Raw genomic sequence first — 21,451 nt, 5'->3', positions numbered from 1 at the left:
TGTCTAGAGACGTAAGACTCATCTATTAATACACATGGATAAAGACGCACTTTTAAAGCTTACTGGTGGGCAATTAAATAGTAATAATATTGCGTATGTTGAAGCCCTTTACGAAGATTATGTAACCGATGCAAATTCAGTGTCAGAATATTGGCGCGAAGTCTTTGGTAAACTTGAGCCAGCCTCTGTTACCAATATTACCCATTCAAGCGTTAGGGCAAACTTGCGTGAAACTGCGCATCAAAAAACTTCTGAAGCTCCACAAAACACTTCCAGATCAAATAATCGAAAACAAGTTGGTGTCATTCGATTAATCAGTGCCTACCGTTATTTAGGTCATCGTCAAGCCGATATAGATCCGCTAGGTGCCAGTGTCCGTGCAGATATTCCGGAGCTAAGCCCAGAATTTCATGGATTAGCTCACGCCGATATGGAAACCGTGTTTGAAACGGGTTCATTGGGCGGCATTAAAAAAGCACCGTTACGCGAAATCATCAATATGCTTTCGGTTACCTATTGCGGAACTATCGGTTCTGAATTTAAGCACATTACCTCTTCAGAACAAAAAGAATGGATACAACATCGTTTAGAGCAGTTTTATTTGTCTTCAGGGTTTTCAGCTAAACGTAAACGCACCATTTTAGAGATGTTAATTGCAGCAAAATCCTTGGAAACTTATCTGCATAACAAATATGTAGGGCAGAAGCGTTTCTCGCTAGAAGGTGGTTTGAGCTTAATTGTTATTGTAGATGAGATCATTAGGCGCTGTGGGTTTCATAAAGTAAGCGAAATTATTATGGGCATGGCGCATCGAGGTCGACTCAATGTATTAGTAAATATATTAGGCAAAAGTCCAGAAAAGTTATTCCAAGAATTTGAAGACACGCTAGATCCTGTTAGTGGTTCTGGTGATGTCAAATATCACAAAGGTTTCTCAGCTAATTTAAAAACAGAATATGGGCCAGTGCATGCTGTATTAGCTTTTAATCCGTCTCATTTAGAAGCTATTAACCCAGTGGTTGAAGGCTCAGTTCGGGCGCGTCAAGAAAGACGCAAGGACACTGAGCGTGTAGATGCCATGCCGTTGTTAATTCATGGCGATGCTGCATTTGCAGGTCAAGGCGTTGTAATGGAAACGCTGAATCTTTCTAAGACGCGTGGGTATACTACAGGTGGTAGCATACATGTTGTAGTGAATAACCAAATTGGCTTTACTACCAGTGATCCATTGGATTCTCGTTCAACTTTATATTGCACCGATGTGGCAAAGATGGTGCAAGCACCTATTTTTCATGTAAACGGTGATGATCCAGAAGCTGTCGCCTACGTTTCAAAGCTAGCAGTAGATTTCAGAATGAAATTTAAACGTGATGTGGTAATCGATATGATCTGTTATCGCCAGCACGGTCACAATGAAGCAGATGAGCCATCTGTTACTCAGCCACTAATGTATCAGGCAATTCGTCATAAAGAAGGTGTGCGAAAAGTATATTCAAATCGACTCATTCGCAACAAAACCATTACGCCTGCACGTGTTAAAGCGCTTGAAACAATGTATTTAAATAAATTACAAAGAGGCGAACAAGTTTGTGGCCCCATTGCAAAGAATGTTAATCGTAAATTTATTGTAGATTATAAACTTTATATCGGAACGCATTGGCGGGATAAGGCAAGTACAAAACTCAGTGTTGATCAAGTAAAAAGTCTTACACAAAAATTCACTAAAGTACCTAAAGGCTTTAATTTACACCGTATAGTGCAGAAAATTGTCGATGCGCGCTTAAAAATGGGTAATGGTGAAATGAATGCTGACTGGGGGTTTGGAGAAACCCTGGCCTATGCGTCATTACTTGATGAAGGCTATGGTGTACGCATTTCTGGACAAGATTGTGTGCGTGGAACCTTTTTTCATCGGCATGCTGGTTTTCATGATCAGGTAAACGGTGAGATTCATGTGCCACTTCAACATATCAAAAAAGATCAACCGCTATTTTTGCCAATTAATTCCTTATTGTCAGAAGAAGCTGTATTGGGCTACGAAGTGGGCTATAGCACTGCAGAACCACAAACTTTGGTTATTTGGGAAGCTCAGTTTGGCGATTTCGCTAATAATGCGCAAATGTATGTGGACCAGTTTTTAAGTTCTTCTGAGGCAAAATGGCAGCGTTATTGCGGTCTGGTAATGTTGTTACCACATGGGTTTGATGGTCAAGGGCCAGAGCACTCTTCTGCAAGACTTGAGCGCTATTTACAGCTATGCGCCGAAGATAATATGCAAGTGTGCATGCCAAGTTCTCCTTCACAGGTTTTTCATATGTTGCGAAGACAAATGCTGCGTCCGTATAGAAAACCACTGATTGTTATGACGCCAAAAAATATTTTACGAGATCCAGTAGCTTCATCTGAACTACATGAATTCACTGAGGGTGGGTTTAATCCTGTATTGGACGAAGTAGAGCAAATAAATGCTGCAGAAGTGAAAAAAATAATCTTCTGTGCAGGAAAACTATATTATGAATTGGCTAAAGCACGACGTGAACATAAAATTACTAATACTGCCATTGTGCGAATAGAGCAGTTATATCCTTTTCCACATGAAGAAGTTAAGCAAATAGCTAATAAGTATTCAGGTGCGCATGAAATTGTTTGGTGCCAGGAAGAACCACGCAACCAAGGCGCATGGTTCTTTATGCATTCAAGGCGTAACATAAAGGTATGCTTGCACGAGAATCAAAATTTGAGATATGCCGGAAGGACCTATTCAGCATCACCTGCATCGGGTTCTTTACATATTCACAGAGAGCAACAACAAGCATTAATAGAAGATGCGTTAGGCTTACGAGAGCAAGTGTCCCGGCCACCATTGAGAGTCGTATAAGTTGTTAACTGTATTAACTGATTCATGAAATATTGAGGTAATGTCATGAAAATAGATGTAACTATTCCCGAATTAGCAGAATCGGTAACTGAAGCCATTATTGGCGATTGGTTAAAGAAACCGGGTGAGTTTGTGGAAGAAGGTGAGCAGCTTGTAGATGTGGAAACGGACAAAGTAATTCTCGAAATCACCGCGCCTGAAACAGGTAAGTTAGCTTCCATAACAAAACATAAAAATGAACGTGTACAAAGCAATGATGTTATTGCTGTGATTAATATTAGCAAGAAACGTGCTAAGAGTGCCGTAACGAACGGTAGTACACCTGTAACAGATACGCCATCTAGTTCTAATCAAGAGCAAGTAAATGTGATTGATAATCCAAGCAATATTTCGCAGATTCGACCTGCGCCAAGCGAATCTCTTGTGGCGAAATATGTTACAGAAAGTGTATCTAAAACAAGTCCTGCGGTTAGAAAGCTTGCTGCTGAAAATAATATAAATGTAGAAAGTGTTCAAGGTACTGGTAAAGATGGGCGCGTTACGAAAAAAGATATTGAAGCGCTGGTTGAAAATGCAGCGCCGGCAACCGCAAGTGATATAGATTCCGCTACTGAAATCATGTTGGCGCCACAATTTTCACTAGCTGCGGCACGTGAAGATAAACGTGTACCTATGACTGGTTTGCGTAAAAGTATTTCTAAGCGCTTAGTACAGGCTCAACATGAAAGCGCAATTTTAACAACTTTTAATGAAGTGAATATGCAAAGCATAATTGATCTTCGTCAACGTTATAAAGAAAGCTTTGAAGAATCACATGGAGTAAAACTTGGCTTCATGTCATTTTTTGTTAAAGCTGCGGTAGAAGCATTAAAAGAATTTCCGATTATAAATGCATCTGTTGAAGATACAGATGTTATTTATCATGATTACTTTGATATTGGCGTGGCGGTTAGTACGCAACGCGGCCTAGTTGTTCCTATCGTACGTGATGCAGATGGTTTGTCTTTTGCGGGCGTTGAAAAAACAATTAACGACCTAGCAGTTCGTGCGCAAGATAATAAAGTCGCTATAGAAGAGCTCACTGGTGGGACATTTACCATTTCTAATGGTGGTGTATTTGGTTCTATGATGTCTACTCCAATTATTAATCCACCGCAGAGTGCTATATTGGGTATGCATTCCATACAAGCGCGTCCAATTGCGCAAAGTGGAGAAGTGATCATCGCACCTATGATGTATTTAGCGCTTAGCTATGATCATCGCATTATTGATGGGAAAGAAGCGGTGCAATTCTTAAGTCATGTTAAAAGTATCATCGAAGACCCAAATAGACTTTTGCTGCAAGTCTAGATCGTAATGACTGATAATAATAAAAAATATGACGTCGTGGTAATCGGTGCTGGGCCAGCTGGTTACGTTTGTGCTATTAGGTGCTCGCAATTGGGTATGAAGGCAGCCTGTATAGATTCCTGGGTCAATACTAAAGGTAAAGCTACCTTGGGTGGCACATGTTTAAATGTAGGTTGTATACCTTCTAAAGCATTGCTGGATTCTAGTCATCATGTGCATTTTCTTAATGAGCAAGCCAAAGAACACGGTATTAAAGTCAGCGGTGTTGAAGTGGATGTGCCCACGATGCAAAAGCGCAAAGACAAAGTAGTGCAAGTGCTTACCGGTGGTGTAGCAAGTTTATTAAAAAAAAATAAGATTGACGTTTTTTCGGCTACTGCAAGCTTTGCAACAGCTCAAACCATTAAAGTTCAGAATGCAGCAACTCAACTGTCTGAAATCTTGCAAACAAAGCATATAGTAATTGCGAGTGGTTCGGATCCGATTGATATTCCTATCGCTAAAGTCGATAACAAAACCATCTTGAATTCTACGGGTGCGCTTGCGTTGCAAGAAATACCAAAACGTTTAGGGGTAATTGGCGCGGGTGTGATTGGTTTAGAGATGGGCAGTGTCTGGAAGCGGTTAGGTTCAGAGGTTGTAATACTCGAAGCCATGCCAGACTTTTTGCCTAGCGCTGATAAAGCTATAGCCAAAGAAGCGCATAAGATTTTAAACAAACAAGGTTTAGATATTCGTCTAAATAGTTTAGTAAATGAAGTAAATGTCAGTAGTGACAAAGCATTAATCAAGTATACGAACGATGGTGAAGAAAAGTCATTAGAAGTAGATAAGCTAATTGTCGCAGTGGGCCGCAAAGCTAATACAGATAGCTTGAGATTGGATTTGGCAAAAGTAAAAACAAATCAAAAAGGTTTTATAGAAGTTAACAATCGTTGGCAAACTTCAGCTGAAAACGTCTATGCCATTGGTGATGTCATTGGTGGTGCGATGTTAGCTCATAAAGGTTCTGAAGAAGGTATAGCAGTTGCAGAAATGCTTGCCGGTCAACATGCAGTGATGAATCACGATAATATTCCTTGGGTGATTTATACATGGCCAGAAATCGCATGGGCTGGTAAAACAGAACAAGAATGTAAGCAAGCGGGTATTAAAATTAAGATTGGTACCTTTCCATTCATGGCGCTAGGTCGTGCGCGTGCTATGGGCGATACTGAAGGACTATTCAAAATAATTGCCGATAAAAAAACAGACCAAATTCTAGGTGTTCATGTTCTAGGCCCAAATGCATCTGAACTCATTTCTGAAGCGGTCGTAGCTATGGAGTCTGAGCTTTCCTCAGAAGATCTAGCGCGCACAATTCATGCACATCCTAGTCTCGCGGAAGGTATGCATGAAGCTGCTTTAGCAGTTGATGAGCGTGCAGTTCATATTTAAATATTAAAATTTAATTAAGTTATTAAGCTTGTTTTAGCTCAGTTAGACTATGCAAGATAATATAATAACTGAGTCAGTACGGCAGTGGATTGAATCGTTTGTCGTCGAGTTGAATCTATGCCCATTTGTTAAACGTGAATTGGTCAACAATAGAGTACGTTTATTTGCAACAAATGCGCTCACCGAAGAACAGTTGTTGGGTGCATTGCAAACAGAGTTAGAATTGCTTGATAGCGATGCAACTGTTGAAACTACACTCCTTATTCATCCACAAGTACTACAAGACTTTTTTGACTACAATGAGTTTTTGAGTCTTGCGGATAGTTTGCTGGTAGAAATGGGCCTAGAAGGCGTATATCAAATTGCCAGTTTTCACCCAAACTATCAGTTTGATGGAACTGATCCAAATGATGTAGAAAATTGTACTAATCGATCACCCTATCCTATGTTGCATCTACTTCGAGAAGATAGCCTTGAAAAGGCTATTGCTAACTATCCAGATATTGATCAAATACCTATACGGAACATTGAGCTAATGAATAGTATGGGGCAGGATAGATTAAATGAAATCATGCAAGCCTGTAAAAAAGAATAATTATTATGTGTAGTAAAATAATCTAGGCGTAGTAACCATTAAGGGAAATTTAAGTGAAAAAGTATTTTTTAATTATTGCAGCAGTGACAATTGTCTTGAATTGGAGTTCGATTACAAATTTTATTAATCCGCCACCTGATTATGCTGCAGCTCATGACGGGAAAGTGATTCTTTATGCAACCTCTTGGTGTGGATACTGTGAGAAAACCAGAGAATTATTGAATGAGAATAATATTGAATATCATGAATATGATGTTGAAAGCTCACAAGAAGGAAGGGAACAATACGATAGATTGGGTGTGAAAGGGGTGCCTGTGCTCTTAATTAACGGAGAAATTGTTGCAGGATATGATCCATCTAAAATAATAAAATTAGCAGGTGGAACTTAATTAAAACTCTGCATTAGTGGATCGGTGTTTATTTTGAAATGGAATTACATTATTCCGTTAAGTTTTGTTCTTCTACTGATTAGTTTTTGGAATAGAAACGATTTGTCAGAAGACATGAAGGTTGTAGATGAGCTGAAGGGTGAGCCTACACAGAATAAAATAGAGAAATCTGCATTTTCTGTAAACGTTAATAAGGTTGACTACGAAATACAGCCTTTGTACGACTATGAGCTATATGGATTAGTCGTTTCTTATGAAATTCATGATGGTAATTATAATCTACACAAGAGATGGAATGACCATCTTAATGTTGCAGATTATTGTGTTGTATGGGATAAAAGTGCGTTTACTGAATATCTTCCAGAGATTAAATTTTGGAACGGCCAATTTACTTGTAATTTTGGCACCAAAGATCAGCAAGCATGGGAAAGATTTGAGCCTGCACAGTTATCAAATAATCATTTGATTTCGGATGATAAATATATTCGAAAAAAACTTCGTAAGATAAAAGTTGGTGATCAGATCAGAATCGCCGGCTGGCTAACTAGTTATAAAAACTTAAACACCGGTGGTACACGAGGGACTAGCACAACTCGTGATGATGTGGGGAATGGTGCTTGTGAAACTATCTATGTAAACGAAGTTAGTGTTTTAAGACATTACAGCAGTGTTTGGCGAAAACTTATGTATTTGTTTTTACTGATTTTAATAGTTTCTCTAATAATGTATTTTAAGGCTCCGCATAGAGTGCGAAGTAATTAGCGCTATCTGAATTGTTATCGTCGGTAATTTAATGTTATGAATGAAAGAATAGATTTAGACTCAGACATTATTGAGGAGCTTGAGCAAGGAAGAAAAATCGGTGCGATTAAGATCCTGCGTGTAAAAAGATCAATGCCTCTAAAAGAGGCCAAACAGCTTGTTGAGGCATACTTTGAGCAAAATCCTTATCTAAAAGTGGAAAGGCCTAAAGGTGGTTCTGGCCCAATTATCCTGCTTGCGATCATCTTTCTAGCTTATGCGTTATATAGAATTTTGTTCCTATCCCAGTAATAATGACCGAATTGTCCATATAAACTGTAATTCATATGTGGAAAATTCATTAAATAAGGAATAAATATGTCGTTGATGATTGGTGATAATTCGGTGGTAAGTATTCACTATAAGCTTACAGATAATGATGAGAATGTAATTGATACCTCTGAAGGCGCGGAGCCTCTCACTTATTTGCATGGGGTGGGTAATCTTATTCCAGGCTTAGAAAAGGAATTGGTAGGTAAGGTTGAAAACGATGCGCTTACTGTAAAAGTACAACCTGCTGATGGCTATGGAGATGTAGTGGAAGAGCTAGTGGAGTCTGTACCTAAAACTGCTTTCCAAGGTGTGGACAATATTGAGGTAGGAATGTCATTTGAGGCGCAAAACCCAAATGGTGACATGCAAAGAATTGTGGTTAAAAAAGTTGATGGCGACATGGTAACGGTTGATGCAAATCACCCTCTAGCAGGAGTCGAATTGAATTTTGATGTCACAATCATAAGTGTGCGTGAAGCAACTGAAGAGGAAATTGCTCACGGACATGTTCATTAGTTAGAATGTATTAACTACTCCTCTCAGAGATAGAAAGCTAAGTGAAGTGGTTAAGATGTATTTTCTACTGCTCTTAATTAATTCTTAAAATAAATTCAAAAAGATTGCTCAATGGAATGGTTAGTATATTTATCTGGTGAAATACACACAGATTGGCGTGAACAAATACAAGCAGGGGCTAAAGTAAATAATTTACCTGTCTCTTTTACCTCTGCGGTTACAGATCATGAAGCGAGTGATGCAGCGGGTGACGTACTAGGTGGGGAAAGTAGCAAGTTTTGGCGCGACCATAAGTCTTCTAAAGTAAATAGTATCCGTACTAAAACACTTATTGAACATTGTGATATTGCAATTGTACGGTTTGGTGATAAATACAAGCAATGGAACGCTGCATTTGATGCGGGTTGTTGTGCGGCACTTGGTAAACCCTATATCACATTACATGATGAAGATATTATCCACCCTTTAAAAGAAGTGGATGCTGCTGCAATGGCTTGGGCTCAATCTCCTGACCAAGTGGTAGAAATATTGAAATACGTAATTAGTAAATAATAGATTTTAGTCGATTTGTTTACTACATGAAAATTTGGGTAGATGCTGATGCTTGTCCTGTTGTAATTAAGGATATTTTATTTAGAGCAGCAGAACGTACAGGCATTGAACTCACATTAGTTGCTAATCAATCTATAAGTAAACCATCCTTGAAGAACATTACTATGTTACAAGTTCCATCAGGATTTGATGTGGCTGACAATGAAATTGTTAAGCGTCTAAGTAAAGGCGATCTCGTAATTACCAGTGATATCCCGCTCGCAGCAGAAGTTATTGAAAAAGGTGGCGAAGCACTTAATCCACGTGGGGAAATGTACACGGTAGGTACGATTAAGAATAGGTTGGAAGTGCGTGATTTTATGGACAGTATGCGGGGAAGTGGCGTGCATACTGGTGGTCCACCGCCACTCAGCCAAAGTGATCGCCAGGAATTTGCAAACCATCTAGATAAGTACTTAACTAATTACAGTTCAGCGAACTAAGCTTAATTAATTTAAAGTGTAGATTTACCTTATATGAAATATGTAGAAGTTGTAGCAGATTTAGGACATGTGGATACAGTATCTGCTATCGCAGAGCAATTAGAACTATATGATTTCCGCCTTGGCTCCTTAAGTGAGGATGGTTTGCAGCAAATGAGAATGCTGGTGCCAGATAATAAAATTCAAAATACACTTGATAAGTTACAGCAATCATTAGAAACACAACCTAATGAAAGAATCGTTGTGTTACCTATAGAAATATCATTGCCAAAGCTATCAGATGATGAGCGCAGAGATGAAGACCTAGCAACGGCATCACGTGAGATGCTTTATAAAGGTGTCGAGAAGAACTCTCACCTTGATACTGGGTTTGTATTGCTCGTGGTTTTATCTACGATTGTAGCTGCGGTTGGATTAATTAAAGATAATGTTGCAGTAATTATCGGTGCAATGGTGATTGCACCCTTGTTAGGCCCAAATTTAGCTCTAGGTTTGGGTACGGCATTGGGCGATATTTCATTAGTCGTTAAATCGATTTTTACCACTTTAGTAGGCATTGCTATTGCAGTGTCGATGTCCATTGTCATTGGCTTTGTATGGCCAACCGATACTTTTAGTCCTGAGTTAATAGCGCGCACTGAAGTTGGGTTAGATTCAGTAGCGTTAGCACTTGCGTCAGGGGCGGCAGCGGCACTTTCATTAACGACGGGATTATCGAGTGTCTTAGTGGGGGTCATGGTAGCCGTAGCATTGCTTCCTCCCGCGGCAACGGTAGGAATTATGCTGGGTTACGGCAATATCAATTTGGCAATGGGTGCAGTGTTGCTTTTGGCCATTAATATTGCATGCGTTAATCTGGCTTGTAATGTTGTATTTTTAATTAAAGGAATTAGCCCACGTACGTGGTGGAAGAAAGAGAAAGCTAAGAAGAGTATGAGAACCTATGTGATTATGTGGATTGGAACTCTATTAATTTTAATGTTAATTATATATCTGAGGCAATCGTTAAATACTTAGAGTTGTTTTAACTTTTCTTTTTCTTTTCTTCCCATCTTTATTTTTTGCTTTGTTTCTAGTTTTATTTCTAGTTTTATTCCCGGGCTTCGGCTTGGATCTAGATCTTGGTTTTTTATTTGATTTAGGTTTTCTAGGAGAGCTATCTATATATTCATTTGACTCTGAACTTGAGCCTAAGGTAGATATTTTAAGTTGTGTGCCAGAGACCCAAGTTTTCTTTAGCGTGTTGAAAATGTCTTTTGGCATACCGCTAGGTAAATCAATTACACTGTAGTCATCATGAATTTCAATTCTTCCTATGTTTTTGCTATCCAACCCAGCTTCATTGGCAATAGCGCCCACAATATTACCTGGTTTGACTTCGTGTTTATGGCCCACTTCTAGACGGAAGCGTTGCATGCCTTCCTCTAATTGATGATCACTTCTTGAGGATGAATCTCTATTTTTTCTTGATTTATTTCTTTCTTTGTTCCTATCTTTATTTCTCTCATTACCTCTAGGTTTCCTATCCCTACCTCTAGAATCATCTCTGCCCCAGTCTTTTGGTGGGCCAGCATGAGTCTTTTTCTTTATGAGTAAGGGGGTGTCGCCTTGAAGTAACACAGCAAGCGCTGCAGCAACATCATTTGCAGGAACATTATGTTCGGTTTGATACTGTTCGATAAGTTGAGTAAAAAGTCCTAGGTCTTCATTCGCTAATGTATCGGTAATTTTCTGTTTAAAATTAGCAATACGCTTGTCATTGATGAGTTCGGTAGAGGGTAACTCCATCATATCGATCTTTTTATTGGTTGCCTTTTCAATCGCATGTAATAAACGTTTTTCACGAGGAGCGACAAATAAAATTGCATCACCTTCGCGGCCTGCGCGACCGGTACGACCAATACGGTGCACATAAGCTTCAGTGTCGTAGGGGATGTCGAAATTAATTACATGGCTTATGCGTTCTACATCCAGTCCACGTGCAGCTACATCTGTAGCCACTAATAAATCTATTTTTCCGTTCTTCAATTGAAGGATTGTTCGTTCACGTGTGTTTTGTGCGATATCTCCATTTAATGCGGCAGTTGAGTAACCACGTGCTGCTAGTTTATCCGCAAGCTCTGCTGTAGCGGTTTTGGTGCGCACAAAAATTAGCATCGCATCAAATGACTCTGCTTCCAAAATTCTTGTTAATGCATCTAACTTGTTATGCATTCCACTTACCGGCCAAAAGCGTTGTCGTATCGTTTCCGCCGTTGAGGTTTTAACTTTAATCGTAACCTCTACCGGATCATTTAAATAGTTATTCGCGATACGGCGAATCTGTTGTGGCATGGTTGCTGAAAATAAAGCGATTTGTCTTTCTTCGGGGATTTGTTCAAGAATCCATTCAACGTCATCTATAAAACCCATGCGCAGCATTTCATCGGCTTCATCAAGTACTAAGGTTTTTAAATTATCTAACTTTAATGTACCGCGTCGCATATGATCCATTACTCGGCCGGGTGTACCTACTGCTACATGTACGCCACGCTGTAAGGAACGTATTTGACCGCGATAGTCTTGTCCGCCATAGATAGGTAGCACATGGAAATTTTTTAAATGCGTCGCATACTTTTTAAATGCTTCAGCAACTTGAATAGCAAGCTCACGAGTAGGGGCAAGCACTAAAACTTGCGGATCTTTTTGTTTGATATCTAAATTGCTAAGGATAGGCAGTGCAAATGCTGCAGTCTTGCCGGTTCCTGTTTGTGCTTGCCCTACTAAATCTTTACCTTCCAATAACAGTGGAATGGTTTGAGACTGAATAGGAGAGGGAGTTTCATAGCCAATTTCATCTAGTGATTTTAGCAGAGTATCTTTCAGTGCTAAGTGCCTAAATGAAGTGATTGTATTGGAATCCATCGCTAAGACCTGAAGTAATCATAATAAAAGATATTTTGCAGAGGCTGGTTTGAAGCGTCTGTGCTATTGCTAGCTAAGCTGGTAGCAGTGTTCTAAAAGAGGTGCTGTAGGGTAGCTATGCGTAACTGACTATTCCTAACAAATAGTATTAGTATTTCTAGCTGCGATTCTGGCTAAACTTTGTGGATAAATATATATCTATAGTTGAACAATAGCAGAGGTTATTCAGGATCTAGTTCATCATTAGGATTCACATCCAACTGTGATTCCTCTTCAGTTATGGTCATATCTTCTTGATTGGATTCTATACCGATGTGATACGCAGCAAAGCCCGGCATTACGACTTGATTTACTGCCATGCCGATAATGTGACCTTTGATGGGGGCTGCTAAATCGGCGCTTTGATTTGTGATGGGATCAGTAACGATTCCTAGTACATCACCGACTGAAACATTATCACCTAAGCCCATCTTGCTGAATAAGATGCCGCCACTTTCAACACGAATCCATGTCGATTTATAATAAGCTGGTTTAGGATCGCCCCAGATAAATACACGAGGGTACATTTCAAATTTATCGAGTAAGCTATTCACGCTATGAGTGCCTGCAAGAATTTGATTTTCTTGAATGCGCAAGGATTCACCGAGTTCCATTGTTATTGCAATAATTCCTGCATTGTTTGCGGCAGTACGTAACATGCCTTGATTGCCGCTATGATGAACTACCGCAATTTTGTCAAAACCTTCTACAAACTTTGCAACATTAGGGTTGTTCATATTGGCGCGAATCTGTGGAAGATTTGTTCTGCGTAAAGAACCGGTATGTAAGTCAATTAAATATTCACAATGGCTGATGACTTCATTAAATAGTGAACTTGCAATTCTAGAAGCTAAACTACCATTTGCTTCGCCTGGGAAATAACGATTTAAATCACGTCGATCTGATAAATATCGTGAACCACGTTGAAAGCCTTGAAGATTAACAATCGGTATACCAATGAGTGTGCCATTAAATTCTTCAGGCGATATGTCATACATCACGCGACGAACCACTTCGATTCCGTTTAATTCATCACCATGAATTGCGCCGGTAAGACATAGAGTAGGGCCAGGGTTTGCACCATTAATTACTAATACAGGTGTGGGTAATGCTAATCCAGATATGCTGACTTGTGGGGACCATGCGAGACGTGTTGAAGTGCCCGGTGGAACTTCAGCGCCTAAGATGACTAACTTTTTGCGTTCAGGTTTTTCTTTTACAGCGGTCGCACTGGGGTATGAGTCTTCTTCTGCAACTTCTGCTTCGTTCGAAGTTTCTACATTATTAGTTTTTGTATCATTCTCTTCGGCTTTAGGCGTAATTACTACTGGCTCGGGTGGAGGTGCAACTTCTTTAAGATCAAGGTTAGGTGCTACTTTTACTTCTTCGGATTCTTTTTTATCTATAGCTGGTTCTTCTCTTTGCTTGTCATTTGCTAGGTTATCTCCATTCTTGATTTGTAGCTCATCAGCAAAACTAACAATATTAAGCTGAATAATAACTAAAAATAACGCTGCGATGGATTTGAAGAAGTTAGAAGACATATAGAATGATTGAGTATTTCTTCCAGTTATTGATTTAATGCTTGTGCGAAGGCTACGCGTTGATCTACTTCAGAAGGTATTTTTTCCAAATTCTCAATAGTGTTTAAATTAGCTAGCAATCCACGTTGATTGGCTAGTTGGACATTCAATCCTGGACGGGCATTCAATTCAAGCATAAGCGGGCCCAACGTGCGGTCTAAGACGATATCAACACCTAAATAGCCTAAACCCACGGTATCTGAGCATTTAACTGCAATTTGCAAGATCTTTTTCCAGCGTGGCAACTGCAGGCCTTGAATGGAATGTCCGGTATCAGGATGAAGTATTGTGGCGGTATTTCCTATTACACCATGAGTCGTGCACCCCGTTTCCAAATTTACACCCACGCCAATCGCGCCTTGGTGTAAGTTTGCTTTACCGTTTGAATCGCTGGTAGGTAATCGAACCATCGCTGAAACAGGTACGCCGCGAAATACAATGATGCGAATATCCGGTACACCTTTAAAACTGACTTGATTAAAAATGGGATCAAATTTAATTCGATATTCAAAAAAAGCATGATCAGGCACTCCGCCTAAACTGTACATGCCCGATAAAATATTAGAGATGTAATGCCTAATGGCATTTGAACTCATCAAGTCGCCGCTAGGGGTTTTATATAATTTTCCAACTTTTCCTGAGAGCACCAATATGCCACTACCACCGCTACCATGTGCAGGTTTAATCACTAGATCATTATGTTCTTCTAAAAGTGTTTCTAACTTTTTTAGTTGATGATTATATTTTATTGTTGAGTAAAGCTTTGGTACAGCTATACCCGCATTTATTGCAAGTTGTTTGGTTTGCAGTTTGCCATCTACAAGAGGATAAAGTTTTCTCTTGTTGTAACGCATAATGAAGTCACTATTGCGTTGATTCATACCAAGTACGCCTTTGTCTCTTAAACGTAATGGACTTACAAAGCTGGGCATGGCTCGTTATGTTGAAGTTTTAATGTCGCGAAATCTAAATAATTCGCTAACACGATAACCTGTGTAACGTCCCATCCAGATGCATATGCCCAAAATGGCAAGAAGAAATTCAGGGAATGCAAACATTAAATAATTTAAATGTTGGTTGGTCATGATTAAATAACCAAGACAGGCAACTAGCAGACTGCCTAAACCTTGAATTATTGCAGTTTGTCCACCATTTTCTTCCCAGGTTATTGACATACGCTCAATGGTCATTGCAAGAATCACCATGGGAAATAACGAAATTGATAATAGGCGATCTAATCCTAATTGGCTCGTGGTAAAACTAATCAGCAACATCAATATAACAACGATAACTAATATCGCAGCGAGTCTTGGTATTAGTAGCAAGCGTAGTCTCTCTAAATACAAACGTATCAGCAATCCGACAAATACAATTACGGTAAACAGAACTATGCCCCATAACAATTGCGTTTCACGAAATGCTACTGCAATCAAAATCGGCATGAACGTTCCAAAAGTTTGCACGCCGATAAACGTTCTCATAAATACTACGAGTACGGCGCCTAGTGGCACCATTAAGATCAAGCTAAAAGTGTTCTGGCTATGGACAGGCAGTGAAAATAAAGTAAATTTTCCTAAAACAGAGCCTTTTTCTTTAGCAGCTAGTTTGGCCACTTCAAGTAACTCAATAAAAGATCTGGTTGCGGAAAATTTTATTTCAGCTGCATCTCCACCTTTTAGTTTGTAGAGGGGGCCGCTGCCAATTTTCCATATCAAATGATTTGCAGGGATGCCTGATACACCTGATTTAGGATTGAAAGTGAGCCATCTCTCACCATTGTAAGCTTGTATCAAAATTTGCGGAATGATGTCATTTGCAGCATCTGTAAGTTCGACTATCCAAAGCTTGCGTGTGGGGATGTGTGCTACTGAAAGAAGTTTAGTAATCAAATTTGCAAACTGTTCGTCTGTTCTAGCTAAATCTTTTATCAGCGCGATATTTTCATTACCACTGGAAGAGCGCAGCTGAGCAATTAACTCATATGTAAATGAAGCTGTGTCGGCAGATTGACTTCTAACATCTTCAATTATTTTATCAACTGCTGTTGAATACGGTTCAAAGAATTCTGGTGCTTTAGGGTAAACTGGAACTTCTGTCCAATTTGTAGCGACCTTCGAGCGTGTTAGGGTTGTGCGGTAATAAAGTGTTTGTTGGCCTCTTGCTTTGCGTTTTGCCCATTCTGCCGTTTTATTATCGCCACTTACTTTTGCATTAAGTCCAAAATCTCCCGAGATGTAATGTTCATCAATTTTAATATATCCCGGAGTTATGTTGGGTATAGACATAGAAGCTTTAATGTTTCTGCCATTGCCAGTAAAAGCTAAGCGCGCTTGTATCGTCCAGGTTTCAGCTGTAGCGTCTGGGGTGATAGGCATCCCCAACTGAAAAACTTTATGCGCGAAAATAGCTAACCCAATAGCAATAAATATTATTGACCAAAAACGAACTGCTAATTTATGCATTTGTGTATAGAAATTGTAAGGATGAATGTAACATTTAAGCTTTATGAAGCTTGTTGGCTATAATGTTTTATTCGCATGTTGGGGTGGTCATAAAAATTCGTTTTGGGTCAACAATTGCCGTTTTTTTCAAAAATTGTCTACCTAAAAGTATATCGTAAATATATTCTCGACGATCAGCTAAAGTGAATTCGGTAATTATTTTTCGACCGTTAAAGCATAGTTCTATATCTACTACATGTCGTTTATCATGCTCACCATTATGGTTCTTAATGTTGGTACGGCGTGAACGTTGTTTTTCCATTTGTATTTCATGTTTATTATCTTTGCTGTCAATTAATATCAGAGTAAATTGTACCCAGCGTTGCCCATCATCTTTTTTGAAAGACTTTATATCTCGAGCATTTATGGAAGAGGTTCGTGCACCGGTATCTAATTTAGCTTTCACATCAAATTCTTGATTTTCGATCCTCACTTTTTCTACCCACCCAGCAATCACTCTAGCAGGGTCTTTTGCCCATAGATTGGTCGAGAAAATACCGCTAATCGATAAAAGGAAAAGCAATATAGTTGATCTAAATAGGGTTGTTCTGACGAGTATTTTCATTTTTATTATAATTTAAGCATTATTTTAGATTGATAAAGATATAGACCCAGAACCATACAAGTAGTTTTATGTTCCAAGCCTAGTTAGTGGCTATTATAATGTGTCGATATGTGTGGAACTTAAAAAGCGATAAGATCTAATAAATTGATGACGAATTTTAGAATTGTATACTAAAGATCATTCGAATATTAACTGCAATTATTAAGGTACCTATGAGTAGCATTTATCGAACCGAAGACCTAGCCAAGTTTATCCTGAGGGTCACACTTGGTATGCTAATGTTGTTTCATGGCGTGGCAAAACTGGTTGATTTGCAAGCACTTGGTTTTATTAAAAACCAGCTTGAAGGAGTAGGAATGCACCCCATTTTTGCTTATGGCGTATATGTAGGTGAAATTGTTGCGCCATTACTAATTATCTTGGGGATTTATTCGCGATTTGGTGGATTTCTAATATTTATAAATATGCTACTAGCCATCGGCTTGGTGCATATGAATGATCTGTTAAGTTTGACAGAACATGGCGGTTGGAGATTAGAGCTTCAAGCTTTCTATTTATTAATCAGTTTAGTGATAATGTTAATCGGTAGCGGACGGTACGCTATTAAACCTGACTAGTTATTTTTCATATAAATAAGCTACTGCACTTCTATTTTCTGATGCCTAAACTTAAGCAATTGAGGCTGTTAGGTTACTTGCTTATTGTTATAGTTATTACAGCTTGCTCACATGTGCCTACACCTGAAAATATTGATAGTGAAGTCGAAGATTTTACACAAGCTATAAATGCTTTATCGGCAGAAGTTCTAGTAACCGATGCAAGTCAAACATCGCGCGTATTAATTAGCACGGCGATTGTACTTGCGGATGAATATGATATGGCTAGCCCTGCTTTGTACCACAACATGTTAGTCAATACGGGGTTTCGTCAAAGAGGTTTATGTTGTCACTGGGCTGAAGATTTGCATACAAAATTACGCGAATTGCATACTAGTTCATTAAAGTTTGACTGGTTGGTTGCTCGCCTTGGTAGCCAATTGCGTGAACATAATACGGTAGTAATTTATGCAGCAGAGTCCAACTGGTCAGAAGGCATTGTGTTCGACCCTTGGCGTAAAGCCGGAGTTCCATATTGGATAAAAGTTGCGGATGATGATTATGCTTGGCAACCTCATCCGCTTAGCGGACAGTGGAATGTATTGCGTTGCAAGTAAATATTAGTAATTTGGGGCAATAGGAAACACTTGGAAATGCGTAAACATAGACTTTTATGCTTGTTTCGTGCACTATCTAATCTGTTAATGATTATATCAATTTTGTATTCAAGCACATTTAGGTCATAGCACATAGTTTAATATTTCCGTATCTGGCTCTGTTCGTCTTATTTGTAACTATCTAAAGAAATCCCTACTTATATTCCTTGTACTCACTCGTTCCTAGGCACTATTAAGTTTCTCTTAAGTTATGTATTCAAGTCTGACCCGACCTTTTTATTGTCGCCAAAGTTGTGAACTGCTTTGTTGGCGATGTAATTTTTACAGTTCGCATAGTGATTTGAGTAATTAGGAGAAAAAATGAATATTTATATCGGTAACTTACCTTACAGTATCTCAGAAGATGAACTTCGTGATTTATTTGCAGCTCATGGAGAGGTCTCCAGTGCAAATATTATTATGGACAGAGACTCTGGTCGATCGAAAGGATTTGGGTTCATTGAAATGTCAGATAATGCGCAAGGTGAAGCTGCAATTAATGCGATCAACGAAACCGATGTTCAAGGTCGTAGTGTAAGAGTAAACGAAGCACGGCCAAGAAATGATAACCGTAGTGGTGGTCGACGATAAGTTTTAATAATGAGCACTCTAAAGAGTGCAAAGTGCCTGAAAAGGCAAGTTAGTAAGTGCTAGGTTTGGATAGGTAAGGGTACTAATTTGGACTCTTAATTGACTACGATCCTTAGTAACGAGTAAGGCGTCTATGAATCATAAACGCCCTACGATGCATGCGAGAATAGATTTCTACTTTAGCTAGTGTCGACCTATTTCGCCATCATGCTTTTAATTAAGCCAATGATGACCATCACAATACCGCCACCACCTGCAGCCACACCTATTTCGCCGACCATTCCACTACCAAGCATCCCGCCAAGCAATTGTCCGCCTAATCCACCGCCAACCAGTCCAGCGACTGTGTTACCGAGAAACCCTAAGCTAAGTTTCTTAGCTAGAGCTCCAATAATGTTTCCGCCTACAGCTCCACTTATAAGCTGCATAATCAATGGCATTAATGCTTCCATCTGAATCCTCCTAGAGAAATTTATTGTTGATAAGCTATTTCATTGCCTATCTGTTTTATTGTCGAATCACTGTAGTGTAGAAGGTCGCACAAGGAAAGTGCTATTTTAGAGCGTCAATTATATGTTGTGCAATAAATGTATTTATATACAATAAGTTAAAATACTTATTTAAGGTATTTTAATATAAACGTATTTTCTGTAAATCAATAGTTTACAGGAAGAACTTAAGTTATTTACTTAGCTAAAAAACACTTTTATTTGCTAATTTTTTGCCACTCGGAGTCAGGTTCAAAGCGTTTGCCATACTGTCCGCGCAAAGACTCTAAAATCTTAAGCAACGAATCAGGGCCACGGGACTCAATGTAGTTAATTGGACCCCCTTTAAAGGGAGCAAAACCGGTACCAAATATTACCCCCGCATCTAGATGGTCCTTATTGGCCACGACTTCTTCTCGCAGACAGGCTGCGGCTTCGTTTAGAAACCTCAACATCAAACGATTTTGAATGTATTCAATGTTGTCGGTGGATGATTTAGTTTTTGGCGAGATTTTTTTGCCTTTCTTCCAAGTGTAGAATCCTTGGCCGGATTTTCTTCCAAGATTTCCTGCATCTACCAAGGTCTTAAACGAATTGGGAAGACTATAGTTATAGGCTTTGCTGAGTAGCTCTCCAACGTGTAGTCCGATATCAAGCCCGACAGTATCTGCTAATTCCACTGGACCCATTGGCATACCAAATTGTTTGGCAGCACGGTCTATTGCTTCAATTGAAGTGCCTGTGTCATATAGCAAGCCTGCTTCAACCATATAAGGTGTTAAAATTCGGTTGACTAAAAAACCAGGTGAGCTTTTTGTCGGTAATGGTAGTTTGCCAATCTGTTTTGCAAAATTAATTGCACGTTGCGAAACAGTAGGATCGGTTTGTGCCCCATTAACAATTTCAATCAATGGCATTTTAGTAACTGGATTAAAAAAATGTAAACCGACAAGGCGAGTAGGGTCAGAAATAGCATCGCAAAGTAGTTCGATTTCAATGCTTGAAGTATTGGTAACGATGAGTGCATCTTTTTTGATCTTAGCATCTATCGATGCATACAAATTTCGCTTCACATCTTTGTTTTCAAATATAGCCTCAATTACGATATCTGCTTTTGCTAAACCATCGCCATGGATATCTAAAATAAATTGATCCATTGCACTTTTAATTAGCAAACGCTTTTTTAAACGTTTCTTAAAATAATCATAGGCACGCTGTTTTGCGCGAGCCAAACTTTCTGCTTTTAAGTCTTGCAGCGTAACTTGTAACCCCTGTGATACGCACCAGGTGGCAATATCACCGCCCATGACACCTGCGCCAATTATGTGTACATGTTTTATCTTTTCATTATCTTCAGTGGCTAGAGATTTCAATTCATCTTGCAATAAAAATACACGTACTAAGTTTTTAGTTGTGTCATTTGTACTAAGACGTGCGACAGATTCTGCTTCATGTTGTAAAAATTTTACTTCATTGCCGTAGTGCTTTTGCCAATGGTCGATAATGGCATATGGAGCAGGGTAATGTTCAGGTTTGGCTTTTTTGGCGACTTGCTTACGCATTTGCATGGCAACAATAGGTCGTACTAATCGACTGTTCAGAAGTTTGGAAATTTTTGGAGCTTTTTGCTTATCTGGTTTGCTCAATATTAATTTATTAGCAACACTGTTTAATAGGCGTAGTGGAGCAGCAGCATCAATTAAGCCAATTTTTTTAGCGTAACTAGAGCTGATACTCCTGCCTGTGAGCATGAGATCCATAGCAACAAGTGGGTTCACATGGCGTAATATACGCACTGTACCGCCGTATCCAGGATGTATGCCTAACCTAACTTCTGGTAGTGATAAACGTGTTTTGGGGTCTTCTAATGCAACACGATAATCGCAAGCGAGCGCTAGCTCCAAACCACCACCCATACAAAAGCCATTAATTACAGCAACAGTAGGGCAAGACATTTTGTCAAGTTGATTAAAAACGGATTGCCCGTATTGCACTAACTCGAGAGCTTCTTGGTGGTTAGAAATTTTAGTAAATTCTTTAACATCTGCTCCGGCAACAAAGCCTTTTGCTTTGTTAGAAGTGATCGCAATTCCTATTGGGAGGTTCTTAGAGTAATGGACGAGTAGTTGATTAAGTTCTGCTAATACAGTGGCGGATAACACATTAGCACTTGCATTTTCAACATCCATGCCTAGCCAAATAATGCCGTTTTCTTTTTCTTCAATTACCCAATGCTTAAAGTTTTCGTCAGGCAT

Annotated in this window: 21 protein-coding genes; 14 read left to right on the top strand and 7 right to left on the bottom strand. The window is 39.2% G+C overall.

Features of this window, described 5'->3' with window-relative positions; translation table 11 throughout:
• Positions 1-34: 34 nt before the first annotated feature.
• The 11 genes from GKR92_03995 to GKR92_03945 all read left to right on the top strand — a co-directional run bounded on the left by GKR92_03995 (position 35) and on the right by GKR92_03945 (position 10,290).
• Entirely contained in the window at positions 35-2,878 is a 2,844-nt protein-coding gene (locus tag GKR92_03995) for a 2-oxoglutarate dehydrogenase E1 component (protein QMU60900.1), read from the top strand.
• A gap of 45 nt (positions 2,879-2,923) precedes the next feature.
• Positions 2,924-4,228 carry a 2-oxoglutarate dehydrogenase complex dihydrolipoyllysine-residue succinyltransferase gene (gene odhB / locus GKR92_03990; protein QMU60899.1) on the top strand — a complete coding sequence of 435 codons (1,305 nt, stop codon included), beginning with the start codon at positions 2,924-2,926 and terminating at the stop codon, positions 4,226-4,228.
• 6 nt (positions 4,229-4,234) lie between these two features.
• Positions 4,235-5,665, top strand: a complete 1,431-nt coding sequence (gene lpdA, locus GKR92_03985; protein ID QMU60898.1) for a dihydrolipoyl dehydrogenase — start codon at positions 4,235-4,237, stop codon at positions 5,663-5,665.
• 49 nt (positions 5,666-5,714) lie between these two features.
• Complete coding sequence (locus GKR92_03980; protein QMU60897.1) at positions 5,715-6,260, top strand: DUF1415 family protein; 546 nt, start codon at positions 5,715-5,717, stop codon at positions 6,258-6,260.
• 53 nt (positions 6,261-6,313) lie between these two features.
• Positions 6,314-6,649 (top strand): glutaredoxin family protein, encoded by a 336-nt coding sequence (locus tag GKR92_03975; protein ID QMU60896.1) that lies wholly within the window; start codon positions 6,314-6,316, stop codon positions 6,647-6,649.
• Positions 6,650-6,682: 33 nt separating this feature from the next.
• Entirely contained in the window at positions 6,683-7,411 is a 729-nt protein-coding gene (locus tag GKR92_03970) for a hypothetical protein (protein QMU60895.1), read from the top strand.
• Positions 7,412-7,447: 36 nt separating this feature from the next.
• The gene (locus tag GKR92_03965) at positions 7,448-7,702 is read left to right on the top strand and encodes a hypothetical protein (GenBank protein QMU60894.1); all 255 of its coding nucleotides are present in this window, start codon (positions 7,448-7,450) and stop codon (positions 7,700-7,702) included.
• Between the two features lie 72 nt (positions 7,703-7,774).
• Positions 7,775-8,239 (top strand): peptidylprolyl isomerase, encoded by a 465-nt coding sequence (locus GKR92_03960; GenBank protein QMU62705.1) that lies wholly within the window; start codon positions 7,775-7,777, stop codon positions 8,237-8,239.
• A gap of 111 nt (positions 8,240-8,350) precedes the next feature.
• A complete protein-coding gene (locus GKR92_03955; GenBank protein QMU60893.1) occupies positions 8,351-8,791 on the top strand; it encodes a YtoQ family protein in 441 nt (146 codons plus the stop codon).
• A 26-nt stretch (positions 8,792-8,817) separates the two neighbouring features.
• Positions 8,818-9,273 carry a YaiI/YqxD family protein gene (locus tag GKR92_03950; protein QMU60892.1) on the top strand — a complete coding sequence of 152 codons (456 nt, stop codon included), beginning with the start codon at positions 8,818-8,820 and terminating at the stop codon, positions 9,271-9,273.
• A 33-nt stretch (positions 9,274-9,306) separates the two neighbouring features.
• Positions 9,307-10,290, top strand: coding sequence for a TIGR00341 family protein (locus tag GKR92_03945; protein QMU60891.1), 984 nt, complete (start codon positions 9,307-9,309; stop codon positions 10,288-10,290).
• Here GKR92_03945 and GKR92_03940 read toward each other — a convergent pair.
• The 5 genes from GKR92_03940 to GKR92_03920 all read right to left on the bottom strand — a co-directional run bounded on the left by GKR92_03940 (position 10,279) and on the right by GKR92_03920 (position 16,865).
• On the bottom strand, positions 10,279-12,177 hold the full coding sequence (locus tag GKR92_03940; protein QMU60890.1) for a DEAD/DEAH box helicase: 1,899 nt from the start codon (positions 12,175-12,177) through the stop codon (positions 10,279-10,281). The genes GKR92_03945 and GKR92_03940 overlap by 12 nt on opposite strands.
• Before the next feature lie 221 nt (positions 12,178-12,398).
• Positions 12,399-13,760, bottom strand: coding sequence for a succinylglutamate desuccinylase (locus GKR92_03935; GenBank protein ID QMU60889.1), 1,362 nt, complete (start codon positions 13,758-13,760; stop codon positions 12,399-12,401).
• A gap of 26 nt (positions 13,761-13,786) precedes the next feature.
• A complete protein-coding gene (locus tag GKR92_03930) occupies positions 13,787-14,731 on the bottom strand; it encodes an alpha-L-glutamate ligase-like protein (protein QMU60888.1) in 945 nt (314 codons plus the stop codon).
• 6 nt (positions 14,732-14,737) lie between these two features.
• Positions 14,738-16,261 carry a hypothetical protein gene (locus GKR92_03925; GenBank protein ID QMU60887.1) on the bottom strand — a complete coding sequence of 508 codons (1,524 nt, stop codon included), beginning with the start codon at positions 16,259-16,261 and terminating at the stop codon, positions 14,738-14,740.
• Between the two features lie 67 nt (positions 16,262-16,328).
• Positions 16,329-16,865: a hypothetical protein gene (locus GKR92_03920; protein QMU60886.1), complete on the bottom strand. Its 537-nt coding sequence runs from the start codon at positions 16,863-16,865 to the stop codon at positions 16,329-16,331.
• Between the two features lie 212 nt (positions 16,866-17,077).
• On the opposite strand from GKR92_03920, the gene GKR92_03915 reads away from it, so the two are divergent.
• The 3 genes from GKR92_03915 (at position 17,078) to GKR92_03905 (ending at position 18,708) form a co-directional block, all read left to right on the top strand.
• The gene (locus tag GKR92_03915) at positions 17,078-17,482 is read left to right on the top strand and encodes a DoxX family membrane protein (protein ID QMU60885.1); all 405 of its coding nucleotides are present in this window, start codon (positions 17,078-17,080) and stop codon (positions 17,480-17,482) included.
• A gap of 41 nt (positions 17,483-17,523) precedes the next feature.
• The gene (locus tag GKR92_03910) at positions 17,524-18,078 is read left to right on the top strand and encodes a hypothetical protein (GenBank protein QMU60884.1); all 555 of its coding nucleotides are present in this window, start codon (positions 17,524-17,526) and stop codon (positions 18,076-18,078) included.
• A 360-nt stretch (positions 18,079-18,438) separates the two neighbouring features.
• Positions 18,439-18,708 carry an RNA-binding protein gene (locus GKR92_03905; GenBank protein QMU60883.1) on the top strand — a complete coding sequence of 90 codons (270 nt, stop codon included), beginning with the start codon at positions 18,439-18,441 and terminating at the stop codon, positions 18,706-18,708.
• Between the two features lie 194 nt (positions 18,709-18,902).
• On the opposite strand, the gene GKR92_03900 is transcribed toward GKR92_03905, so the two are convergent.
• Together GKR92_03900 and GKR92_03895 are read right to left on the bottom strand one after the other, a co-directional pair.
• Positions 18,903-19,160 carry a hypothetical protein gene (locus GKR92_03900; GenBank protein ID QMU60882.1) on the bottom strand — a complete coding sequence of 86 codons (258 nt, stop codon included), beginning with the start codon at positions 19,158-19,160 and terminating at the stop codon, positions 18,903-18,905.
• 254 nt (positions 19,161-19,414) lie between these two features.
• Positions 19,415-21,451, bottom strand: a complete 2,037-nt coding sequence (locus tag GKR92_03895) for a crotonase (GenBank protein ID QMU60881.1) — start codon at positions 21,449-21,451, stop codon at positions 19,415-19,417.

Source organism: Gammaproteobacteria bacterium, assembly GCA_014075255.1.
GTDB lineage: Bacteria > Pseudomonadota > Gammaproteobacteria > UBA4575 > UBA4575 > JABDMD01.
Note: the sequence above shows the minus strand (reverse complement) of the source record. Positions and strands in the feature narration are given on the sequence as shown.

Bases quoted from the DNA above. Each gene is read 5' to 3' on its own strand.
- GKR92_03945 (QMU60891.1), top strand. From the start codon at position 9,307: ATGAAATATGTAGAAGTTGTAGCAGATTTAGGACATGTGGATACAGTA.
- lpdA (QMU60898.1), top strand. From the start codon at position 4,235: ATGACTGATAATAATAAAAAATATGACGTCGTGGTAATCGGTGCTGGG.
- GKR92_03980 (QMU60897.1), top strand. From the start codon at position 5,715: ATGCAAGATAATATAATAACTGAGTCAGTACGGCAGTGGATTGAATCG.
- GKR92_03940 (QMU60890.1), bottom strand. From the start codon at position 12,177: ATGGATTCCAATACAATCACTTCATTTAGGCACTTAGCACTGAAAGAT.
- odhB (QMU60899.1), top strand. From the start codon at position 2,924: ATGAAAATAGATGTAACTATTCCCGAATTAGCAGAATCGGTAACTGAA.
- GKR92_03925 (QMU60887.1), bottom strand. From the start codon at position 16,261: ATGCATAAATTAGCAGTTCGTTTTTGGTCAATAATATTTATTGCTATT.
- GKR92_03965 (QMU60894.1), top strand. From the start codon at position 7,448: ATGAATGAAAGAATAGATTTAGACTCAGACATTATTGAGGAGCTTGAG.
- GKR92_03900 (QMU60882.1), bottom strand. From the start codon at position 19,160: ATGGAAGCATTAATGCCATTGATTATGCAGCTTATAAGTGGAGCTGTA.
- GKR92_03905 (QMU60883.1), top strand. From the start codon at position 18,439: ATGAATATTTATATCGGTAACTTACCTTACAGTATCTCAGAAGATGAA.
- GKR92_03950 (QMU60892.1), top strand. From the start codon at position 8,818: ATGAAAATTTGGGTAGATGCTGATGCTTGTCCTGTTGTAATTAAGGAT.
- GKR92_03930 (QMU60888.1), bottom strand. From the start codon at position 14,731: ATGCCCAGCTTTGTAAGTCCATTACGTTTAAGAGACAAAGGCGTACTT.
- GKR92_03915 (QMU60885.1), top strand. From the start codon at position 17,078: ATGAGTAGCATTTATCGAACCGAAGACCTAGCCAAGTTTATCCTGAGG.
- GKR92_03920 (QMU60886.1), bottom strand. From the start codon at position 16,865: ATGAAAATACTCGTCAGAACAACCCTATTTAGATCAACTATATTGCTT.
- GKR92_03995 (QMU60900.1), top strand. From the start codon at position 35: ATGGATAAAGACGCACTTTTAAAGCTTACTGGTGGGCAATTAAATAGT.
- GKR92_03935 (QMU60889.1), bottom strand. From the start codon at position 13,760: ATGTCTTCTAACTTCTTCAAATCCATCGCAGCGTTATTTTTAGTTATT.
- GKR92_03895 (QMU60881.1), bottom strand. From the start codon at position 21,451: ATGCCTGACGAAAACTTTAAGCATTGGGTAATTGAAGAAAAAGAAAAC.
- GKR92_03955 (QMU60893.1), top strand. From the start codon at position 8,351: ATGGAATGGTTAGTATATTTATCTGGTGAAATACACACAGATTGGCGT.
- GKR92_03910 (QMU60884.1), top strand. From the start codon at position 17,524: ATGCCTAAACTTAAGCAATTGAGGCTGTTAGGTTACTTGCTTATTGTT.